Here is a 9,409-nt window from a genome sequence, read left to right as displayed (position 1 = left end):
GAAGTGAATTTGGCATTTCATTCGCAACCACTCACCCCGGCATAAGGGATAAGATAGTTTCACCTTCTGGGAACAGACAGACCGATATCCTCGGAGCCTGTCGCAAACCGGGATACCAGACCGGTAAGCACCACAAAGGCCACACTCGAAGCGGGTGAAAGGCCAGGAGCAAGGGCCACAAGCCCGATGCAGGACACAAAAAGCCAGCCGCCAGGGCTGGCTTTGGTGTTTCCGGCATCCGGAAACGGCGGCAGACGCCGAGTTTTCCCTTCCCATGCATGCAGCTCATGCGAGCCTGATTTTTATTCGCTTCTCACTTATTACAACCTGTGACACTTTATTAACATTTCCATTTCTACAGGAAGGGCTGGTAGTGCATCCGTATCTGCCGGCTCTGGTATCGGTCATTACAAACAGGGGTAATTAATGGACAGTGCTCGCTTTTTCTCGACGGTTTCTTCAAACAGAAAGATAGATCCCGCGCGTCGTCGGGGGCGTTTCAAGGCCGATGGCTCGCTCAACGACAACGATCGCGTTGAGATAGGCCCCACCGAGCTGGCGTTTGGCGAATGGGACGCGCTGGGGCTGACGCCGCCCACGCTGTCCCGCATGCGTGAATACCGGCTGCAGCGTATCGTGGGGGAGTTGCAGAAGCGGGATCTGGCCGGCGTGCTGCTGTTCGATCCGCTGAATATCCGCTACGCGACGGATACCACCAATATGCAGTTGTGGATCACGCACAATCATGCCCGGGCCTGTTTCGTGTCGGCTGCCGGGCATGTGATTTTGTGGGACTTCCACAACTGCGAACATTTATCGGCTCATTTGCCGCTGGTAAAAGAGGTGAGGGGCGGCGCCGCCTTTTTCTATTTCGAGACCGGTAACAGAACCGAGGAGCATGCGGCCACATTCGCCGCCGAAGTGCAATCGGTGCTGCAGGAACACGCGGGCAGTAACAAAAGGCTGGCGGTCGACAAGATTGAAATGGCGGGCTTTACCCAATTACAGCGTTTCGGCATCGAGATCTCCGATGGTCAGGAGGTCATGGAGCTGGCCCGGGCCGTGAAAAACGAAGATGAAATCAACGCCATGCGCTGCTCTATCGTGTCCACCGAAATCGCCATGAAGCAGATGCAAGAGGCCTCGGTGCCCGGCGTGACCGAAAACGACATCTGGTCCATCTTGCATGCGGAAAACATTCGTCGTGGCGGCGAATGGATCGAATGCCGCATCCTGTCTTCCGGCCCTCGCACCAATCCCTGGTTTCAGGAATGTGGCCCCAGGGTGGTGCAGGAAGGGGATCTGCTGGCCTTCGACAGCGACCTGATTGGTCCCTATGGCATCTGTGCCGATATTTCACGTACCTGGCTGATTGGTGAGCAAGCACCCACGGCGGAGCAGAAAACGCTGTACCGGGTAGCCTATGACCATATCCGGCACAACATGAGCATATTGAAGCCGGGCATGAGCTTTCGGGAGGTGACCGAAGCCGGCCTGCTGCTGCCCGAGCAATACCGGGCCCAGCGATACGGGGTCATGATGCACGGGGTGGGGCTCTGTGATGAATACCCCTGCATTCGTTATCCCGAAGATCTCGAGGGCCATGGCTATGATGGCGTGCTGGAGCCGGGTATGACGCTGTGCGTGGAAGCCTATGTGGGGGCCGAGGGTGGCCGGGAAGGCGTGAAGCTGGAAGATCAGGTGCTGATTACCGAAGAAGGGGTTGAAAACCTGACCTCCTATCCCTTTGAAGCGGCCTTGCTGGATGATTGATATGCCCGGGCCGGCCTTGCCTGCCCGCATCGCCACCGACTGAAATACCTTTCGCTCCCGCGATCTGCGGGAGCATTTTATCGATCTTTTCGGCGAAGATGCGCGTGATCACGTTACCGGTTGCCGACCATTTGATATCTCTGGCTGTCCGTAAAAACAATGTTAGAGTGCGCCGATAAAGGATGGGACTACGGAATCCGGAATAAATGTCAGGAGCGACCATGAAAATCAAGCCACTGCCGCCGATGAACAGCCTTATCGTGTTTGAAGCGGCGGCTCGCCACCTCAGCTTTACGCTGGCAGCCAATGAGCTCAGCGTTACCCAGGGCGCCATCAGTCGCCAGATCCGCCAGCTGGAGGAATATCTTGGCAAGGATCTGTTTGTTCGCGCCAATCGCAACATTTCCCTGACCCCGACCGGCCTGCAGTATTATCAGACCATTTACCGCGCCTTGCTGGATGTGGCCCAGGCCACCGGTGAAATCAAGAAATGGCAGGGAGAACAGCAGATTACCGTGGCCACCACCAATGCGATGGCGGCATTGTGGCTGCTGCCCAAGGTGGCTGAATTCCAGCAGCAGCACGAGGAAATCGATCTGCGCATTCTCGCCTCCGATCAGGTGACGGACTATCGCCGGCTCGATTGTGATATCGCGCTCTTTTACTGTCGACTTCCTCCGGCCGAAATGAAGGTGACCACCCTGTTTCCGGAGGAAGTGTTCCCGGTTTGCAGCCCGGCCTATCTGGAGCGGTGTCAGGATTGGAATACGCCGGAAGACCTCTTTGGCAAGACGCTGTTGTATCTTGACGAGTCTCAGCGGGACTGGCTTAGCTGGCAGGAGTGGTTCGAGCAGGTCGGTCTGCCGTCCGTGACGCCCCGAAACCGGATCAATATCAACAATTATCCCATGCTGCTGCAGGCGGCCGTCAACGGGCAGGGCGTTGCTCTGGCCTGGGGATCCTTGGTGGATGAGTACCTGGAAACCGGCGCCCTGGTGCGGCCGGTGGATATAGTGCTGCGTAGCCCGGCCAGCTTCTGCATGCTCGAGCCTCTGAGTCGCGGCGTGGTGCCGAGCAGCGTCAAGCTGTTCCGCCAGTGGCTGCTGGAGCAACTGCCGGGTCAGGTCGGCGAGAAGGGATTGCACGAGCAAGGCACCTGATACCCCCATAAAAAAACCGGCATCTGATGATGCCGGTTTGCGTTCGGGTGCTTTCTTCGGTGCCGGATATCTCTATTTTCCGACGATGGGGCTGCTCCAGTTCGTTGCCGGTGCCACGTCGGTAACCTCGTCGGTCAGGGGCTTGATCGAACCATCCAGCTTGGCCGGCTCCGGCCGTACATTATCCGGTACCATGGCCCAGGGCTTGGGCTCCCGGCGGATGCTGTGCAGCAGGGTCATGCTCATCACCAGAATAAAGATGGAGATGGGGAAGCCGGCGATGATGGAAGCGGTCTGCATCGCTTTCAGGCCACCGGCGTAGAGCAGTACCCCGGCGATGGCGGCTATCATGAAACCCCACAGTATCCGTATCGGCCGGGGAGGTTCCGGGTTACCCAGTGAGTCCAGGGTAGAGAGGATCAGGGTGCCGGAGTCCGCCGAGGTGATGAAGTAGGTACCCAGCAGCAAACAGGCCAAGACACTCAGCAGCTTGCCCATGACGCCAGCGTCCAGCTCATCGAACAGGGTGAACAGCGCCAGTGTAGTGTCCTTCTTGGTGGCTTCCAGAATGGGTCCGCCAGCAAAAGGAGCTTGTGCCTGCTCACCGGCTTCGGCCAGTACCACCGCCTGTTGCTCGTAGGCGACACGGGCGTCCTGCTCTACCTTCAGGGCTGAGCCGCCGAATACCGCCATCCACAGAAAGGTGATCAGGGTGGGCACGATTAAAGCGCCGCCGATCAGCTCGCGAATGGTGCGACCCTTGGAAATGCGGGCCACGAACATGCCGACGAAGGGCGCCCAGGTCATCCACCAGGGCCAGTAGTAGGCGGTCCACCAGTTCTGCCAGCCGGAATCCTGCTGGGCATCACTCCAGAAGCTCATGCCGACCACCTGACTGCTGTAGTCTCCGACGCCTTCCAGGAAGGAGTGCAGAATATAGCGGGTCGGGCCTATGTAGAGCACTATCAGCACCATCAGTAATGACAGCAGCATGTTCCATTCCGACAGGCGGCGTATGCCCCGCCCCACGCCCGACAGCACCGAGGCCACCGCACAGGTACAGAGCACCACTATGATCAGCAGTTGCATGCCCAGGCCAACGGTGGTGCCGAACACCAGATTCAGGCCGGTATTGATCTGAATCACCCCCATGCCCAGCGTCTGTGATATACCGAAGGCGGTAATGGCCACGGTCACGATGTCTACCGCATGGCCGATGGGACCATAGATGCGATCACCAATCAGCGGATACAGAATGGATCTCAGGGTCAGCGGCAGCCCTTTCCGGTAGGAAAAATAGGTCAGGGCCAGAGCCACAATCAGGAAGATGGACCAGGGATGCAGGCCCCAGTGGAAAAAGGTCAGCCACATGGAGGTTCGAGCTGACTCGTTGCTCAGCCCCTCGGAAAAGGGGTTGTCGGCATAGTGCCACATCGGCTCTGCCACCGACCAGAACACCAGGCCGATGCCCATGCTTCCCGAGAACAACATGGAGATCCACGACAGGTAATTGAATTCGGGTTTTTCATCGTCCTTGCCCAGACGAATATGCCCGAAGCGGCTGACCATCAGGTACAGCAACAGGCCGGTGACCAGACTGACCACCAACAGATAGAACCACTTCATATTCTGCAGCAAGATGCCGGAAACGGTTTCAAAATACTGGCCTGCCTGATTGGCCATGATGGCGCAAAACAGCACAAAACCGATGACCAGCACCTTGGATGCGATGGTCACGGTCGGATTCAGTCCTTTCAGAATCCCTGATGTAGCACGCATAACTCCTCCCTCTGCGTAACACGCTTTATGGTTAACCACTTGTTAACGGCGAGAGGTTAGGGATAGGAGGGGAGACACTCAACTGATTTTTTCTCATCCACGAGTGACCGCTGGTAATGCGCAAAACGCGCAACCAGTCGATAGGCTCACAAGGGCACAAATGAGGCCAAAAGCAATGGATGACAAAAGCTCATCCGCACCCGGCTAAAAAGTCGTTTGTTTGTTGCTCCCTTGTTAACCAGAATCCTCCCCATCGGCACCCAGAGTGCCCGTTGTTAACATCAGCGCAGGGAGCACTGCGTTACAGTGGGAGAATCAATCATGAGCAATGTCAATCAGACCATCATTCCCGTTCAGCAGGTTGAAAATGTGCTGAATCCGATCGTGGAAGCCAGTGGCATGCCCAATGCCTGTTATACCAGTCAGGAATACTTCGCCTTTGAGCGAGATCAAGTTTTGGGCAAAACCTGGGCCTGTATCGGCTTCGCCTCCGACCTGGTCAAGAACGGTTATGTTAAACCGGTCAGCTTCATGGATCTTCCGTTGCTGATGATGCGCAACAAGGACGGTGAGGTGCAGGTATTCCACAACGTCTGCAGCCACCGCGGCATGCAGCTGGTGCACGAGGCCGGCGAAGTGCAGGGCATGATCCGCTGCCCCTATCACTCCTGGACCTATGATCTGAACGGCAACCTCAAGGGCACCCCGCACGTGGGTGGCATCGCCAAGCACAAGGACGACCGTTTCAAGTGCGAGAAGCATGGCCTCAAGGCGTTGCGCTCCGCCATCTGGATGGACATGGTATTCATCAATCTGTCCGGCGATGCGCTCTCTTTCGAAGAGCACATAGCGCCGCTGGAAGCGCGCTGGAAGGAGTTTCTGGGCGATGACGGCCTGAGCCAGCTGCGCCGGGTCAACATGGGTGGCCATCTGGAAATTGAAGTGGCGAGCAACTGGAAGCTGACCGTAGAAAACTACTGCGAAGCCTACCACCTGCCCTGGGTACACCCGGCCCTGAACACCTATTCCAAGCTGGAAGATCACTACAACATCATGCTCGAAGACCGCTTCGCGGGACAGGGCAGCTACAAATACAACCTGTCCGGCACCGCGGGCACTCACTTGCCCAAGTTCCCGAGCTGGCCCGAAGACAAGCTGAGCCATGCGGAATATATCGCCCTGTTCCCCAACGTGTTGCTGGGCATTCAGGCCGACCACGCCTTCGCCATGATGATCGACCCCATTCATGCGGAAAAGACCATGGAAAACCTGCGCCTCTACTACGTAGGTGACGAGGCACTGAAGGATGAATATGCCGCCTGCCGCACCGCGACCCTGGAGTCCTGGCGCGTGGTGTTCAGCGAAGATATCTTCGCCGTGGAAGGCATGCAGAAAGGTCGTCATTCTCCCGGTTTCGGCGGCGGCGTTTTCTCTCCCGAAATGGACCTGCCGACCCACTTCTTCCAGAAATGGCTGGCCACACAAACCAAAGCGGCGCTGGAGGCGTAATCAATGCAACATTATCAGAACTATATCGATGGTCAGTGGCAGGATGCCTCCCGCCAGCTCACTGTGATGAACCCGAGCACCGGTGAGCCCTACGCCACCATAGCCCAGGCCGGCATCGAGGATGCGGATCTGGCCATGGCCGCCGCCCGCCGTGTGGCCGACAGCGGTCAATTGAGCGATGTACGCCCGGCCCAGCGCACCAGCTGGATGCTGAAAGCCGCCGATGCCATCCGCGCCATCGCCGACGAAGGCGGTCTGGTGGCGTGTCGCGAAAATGGCAAGAGCCTGAACGATGCCCGGGACGAGTTTCTGGAAGCGGCCCGCTACTTCGAATACTACGCCGGCATGGCCGACAAGATTGAAGGCATTTCGGTGCCGCTCGGCAAAGACTACATGGATTTCACCCAGTACGTGCCCTTCGGCGTCTCGGTGCAAATCGTTCCCTGGAACTTCCCGGTGTCCATTTGCGCCCGTTCGCTGGCGCCGGCGCTGGCCGCCGGTAATGCCGTGGTGATCAAGTCGCCGGAAATTTCTCCGCTGGCCATGACATTGCTGATCAAGGCCATCGAGCAGGCCGGCTTCCCCCAGGGCGCGGTCAACCTGCTGTGCGGCAAGGGCTCGGAAGTAGGCAGCCACCTGGTCAAGCACCAGGACACCAACCAGATAGTGTTCACCGGCTCGGTTCCCACCGGCCAGCGCATCCTCAAGGATGCGGCCGAGCGTGCCACCCCGTCGGTGATGGAGCTGGGCGGCAAGTCTGCTGCCATCGCGCTCAAGGACGTGAACCTGGACACCCTGCTGGCCAGCGTGAAAGTCGGCATCTTCTTTAACGCCGGTCAGGTGTGCTCGGCCATGTCGCGGCTGCTGGTGCAGCGTGATCGCTATGAAGAGGTGAAAGCCGCCGTGGTCGCGCTGGCCGAAGGCCTGACCATAGGTCAGGGCGAAGGCAACCCGGATCTGACGCCTGTGGTGTCACAGGATCAGCAGCAGCGGGTGCTGGCCATGATCGAGCAGGCCCGGGCTGAGGGCGCCAATATCCTTACCGGCGGCGTGGCACCGGACTTGTCCGGCTATTTCGTGGCGCCGACCGTGATCGAGGCGACCCCCGAGATGACCATAGCCCGGGAAGAAGTGTTCGGTCCCGTGCTGGTGATCATGCCCTTCGACAGTGAAGACGACGCCGTGGCCCTGGCCAACGGCACCGACTTCGGCCTGGTCGCCGGGGTGTTCGGTGAAGGCCTGAGCCAGACCCTGCGCATCGCCAACCGGCTGCGAGGCGGCCAGGTGTTCATCAACGAATGGTTTGCCGGCGGCATAGAAACGCCCTTCGGCGGCGTGGGTTTGTCGGGCTTCGGTCGCGAGAAGGGACAGGAAGCCATCTACAGCTATGTCCAGACTCGCAACATCGGCATTCGTCTGAGTCAGGGTTAAGTAATAAATAGCGAGCTTCATCGCACGCCAGAGGTCAGCAACGAACGCAGACGCGCCATCAACCCTCCATGGGGGCTCCGCCGCGTCGTCCCTGACGCGGAGGGTCTGCTTATCGCAACCTGACCTCTGTCCAATAGAGTGCGGTGTAACAACCGCTATTTAGCAGTAAACAGGGTAGTGGGGAGAAACAAGATGAAAAAGTGGTTATGCATCATCTGCGGACTGATTTACGACGAGGCCAAAGGCTGGCCCGCCGACGGCATAGCCCCGGGTACCGCCTGGGAAGATGTGCCGGATGACTGGCTTTGCCCCGACTGCCTGGTCGGCAAGGCCGATTTCGAGATGCTCGAGATCACCGACGAAGAGCCGGCTCCGCTGGCGGTCGTGGCCGAGCTCAGCACCCCGTTGGCCGAAGCGGCGGTTGAACCTGTGGTGATCATCGGTACCGGTCACGGCGGCTATCAGCTGGCGGCAGCGTTGCGTGCCAAGTCACCGAATCTGCCCATTACCCTGTTTACTGCCGACGACGGTGCCCTGTACAGCAAGCCGGCCCTGTCCAACGCCCTGGCGCTGGGCAAGGATGGCGACAGCCTGGTCAGCGAACCTGCGCTGGCGTGGGAGCAGCGACTCGGCGTACGGGTTTATCCTCATACTCGAGTCGAAAAAATCGACCGTGACACCAAACAGCTGCACACCAATATCGGCGTTTATCCCTACGGCCGTCTGGTACTGGCCACCGGTGCCTCGCCCATAGTGATCCCGGTGGAAGGCGAGCAGAGCGCCATGCTCAGCGTCAACGATCTGGGTGATTATCGTCGTTTTCGCCAGCAACTGACCGGCAAGCGCCACGTCACCATTCTGGGCGATGGCCTCATCGGCTGCGAGTTTGCCAACGATCTGGCCGCTCAGGGCGTGGCGGTCACCGTGGTGGGGCTGGGCCAGTGGCCGATGGAGCGACTGATCCCGCAACCGCTGGGCGTGGCGTTGCAGCAGGCGTTGTCTGATCTGGGCGTAGACTGGGCCTTGCAGGACAGCATCGGTCGAATCGACCGTGAGGGCGAAGGCTATAGCCTGCAACTGCAAAGCGGTCGGGTTTTGAATACCGATCTGGTGCTGAGCGCGGTCGGGCTGCGACCCAGTGCAGGGCTGGCTCAGGCGGCCGGGCTGGCAACGGGTCGTGGCATCAGTGTCGATGTCTGTCACCAGACCTCGGATCCCCATATTTTTGCTCTGGGCGACTGTGCCGAGGTCGAAGGCCAGTGGGCGCCGTATATCGCGCCGATCAACCAGGCCATGCCGGCGCTGGTCAACAGCCTGCTCGGTACCCTGACGCCGGCGGCACTCAAGCCGGCTCCGGTGTTGGTCAAGACGCCGGTGCTGCCATTATCGGTAATGCCGGCCAGCGGCGAAGGCGAGTGGCGGGTAGAAGGTAACGACCATGAGCTGGCGGCCGGTTTCTACAACCCCGCCGGCGAACTGACCGGTTTTGCCCTGCTGGGCAGTACATTACAAGGTCAGCGCAGCCAGTGGCTGGAGCGCCTGACATTAAACCGCCACGCGGCCTGAGGAACAGAAGATGATCAACTTACCCAAGGATGACCACAGTTGTGGCTGGTATCAGGCCCTGCCACCGGCCGCGCCGGTGAAGCGGCTCAAGGGTGTACAGAAGGCCGACTATGCGGTGCTGGGGGCCGGCTTTGCCGGCCTGGCGGCCGCCCGTCGGCTGGCCGAGCATCATCCCGAGGCACGCATCGTGC

General features: G+C 59.2%; 6 protein-coding genes and 1 pseudogene. 6 read left to right on the top strand and 1 reads right to left on the bottom strand.

The window, feature by feature from the left end; translation table 11 throughout:
• The first annotated feature begins 426 nt into the window (after positions 1–426).
• A complete protein-coding gene (gene dddP, locus UN63_RS16225) occupies positions 427–1,773 on the top strand; it encodes a dimethylsulfonioproprionate lyase DddP (protein WP_104488538.1) in 1,347 nt (448 codons plus the stop codon).
• Between the two features lie 221 nt (positions 1,774–1,994).
• On the top strand, positions 1,995–2,933 hold the full coding sequence (gene gcvA / locus UN63_RS16220; RefSeq protein WP_104488537.1) for a transcriptional regulator GcvA: 939 nt from the start codon (positions 1,995–1,997) through the stop codon (positions 2,931–2,933).
• A gap of 72 nt (positions 2,934–3,005) precedes the next feature.
• On the opposite strand, the gene UN63_RS16215 is transcribed toward gcvA, so the two are convergent.
• Positions 3,006–4,712, bottom strand: a complete 1,707-nt coding sequence (locus tag UN63_RS16215) for a BCCT family transporter (protein ID WP_104488536.1) — start codon at positions 4,710–4,712, stop codon at positions 3,006–3,008.
• A gap of 321 nt (positions 4,713–5,033) precedes the next feature.
• Here UN63_RS16215 and UN63_RS16210 point away from each other — a divergent pair, with 321 nt between their 5' ends.
• From UN63_RS16210 to UN63_RS16195, 4 genes and pseudogenes are all read left to right on the top strand, one after another.
• Positions 5,034–6,221, top strand: coding sequence for an aromatic ring-hydroxylating oxygenase subunit alpha (locus tag UN63_RS16210; protein WP_219821198.1), 1,188 nt, complete (start codon positions 5,034–5,036; stop codon positions 6,219–6,221).
• Positions 6,222–6,224: 3 nt separating this feature from the next.
• Positions 6,225–7,652 carry an aldehyde dehydrogenase family protein gene (locus UN63_RS16205; protein ID WP_104488535.1) on the top strand — a complete coding sequence of 476 codons (1,428 nt, stop codon included), beginning with the start codon at positions 6,225–6,227 and terminating at the stop codon, positions 7,650–7,652.
• A 192-nt stretch (positions 7,653–7,844) separates the two neighbouring features.
• On the top strand, positions 7,845–9,218 hold the full coding sequence (locus tag UN63_RS16200; RefSeq protein WP_104488534.1) for an FAD-dependent oxidoreductase: 1,374 nt from the start codon (positions 7,845–7,847) through the stop codon (positions 9,216–9,218).
• Between the two features lie 10 nt (positions 9,219–9,228).
• Positions 9,229–9,409, top strand: a pseudogene (locus UN63_RS16195) (FAD-dependent oxidoreductase); the annotation flags it as partial.

The organism is Oceanisphaera arctica (genome assembly GCF_002936955.1).
GTDB classification, from domain to species: domain Bacteria; phylum Pseudomonadota; class Gammaproteobacteria; order Enterobacterales; family Aeromonadaceae; genus Oceanimonas; species Oceanimonas arctica.
The sequence above is the reverse complement of the archived record's forward strand: the minus strand, read 5'-3'. Positions and strand labels throughout refer to the sequence as shown.